Annotated in this window: 1 protein-coding gene; it reads right to left on the reverse strand. The window is 68.9% G+C overall.

Translation table 11 applies throughout. The features are described 5' to 3' along the window. On the reverse strand, positions 1-801 hold an 801-nt coding region (locus tag AC1DWF_RS33590), incomplete at both ends, for a class I SAM-dependent methyltransferase family protein (RefSeq protein WP_476842823.1).

The following is an 801-nucleotide window of genomic DNA, read 5'->3' on the forward strand; positions in this document are numbered from 1 at the left end:
ATCTCGGCCTGCACGCGGCGGCGCATCACCCACGCCTCGCCCTGGCGATGGCTAGTGAGCGCGCGGGCAATGAGTTCCAGCTGGGGGTGCCAGGGCTGGCCGGTATAGACCAGGGCACCGCCACGCGGGATGGCGGCGGCGAGGCCGGCGAGCGACCGGCGGATCATCGAATTATCCGGGAAGAGTTCGTAGAGGCCGGAGACGATCCCGAGCGTCGGTGCGGGAGTGACGGCGGCGATATCGTCGCCGTCGAAGGCATCGGCCTGGACGAAGCGGGCGATATCCTCGAGTTGCTTCTCGGCAATCAGCCTGGTGCCGGCCGCGACGTTGATATCGCTGTAGTCGCGCAGCAGGATGGAATCCGGTCGGTGCGGCGCACCCTGCAGCGCCTCCAGAACATAGCGACCGTGCCCGGCCGCAATGTCCATGACACGGATCGGTATGCCCTGTTCGACGAGGCGCCCCATGGCGGCGCGGACCAGTTCCTCGACATGCAGCTTTCGGGCGCGGATGCCGGTCCAACCCGGCGAATCCAGATAGTTGCGGTCCATGACGCGGCCGATCGGGCCGGCACCGCGCGCCTCGTTGCGATAGACGTAATCCAGGGTGGAGCCGGAATCGAAGCCGGTGGCGTGGCCGAGGGCGATCCCCTCGGACAGGGCGCCGCCGAGGCGGAGCGAGGCTCGCGTGACCGCCCAATAGCTGCCGCGCAGCGAGAGGGCCGGCAGGGGCGAGGCAAGTGCGTCCGCCTCGTCGCGGGTGAAGCCCATCCGATCAGCGTCGAGCAGCGAAGGACGGTCG

It is taken from the genome of Aminobacter sp. P4_D5, from assembly GCF_056401815.1.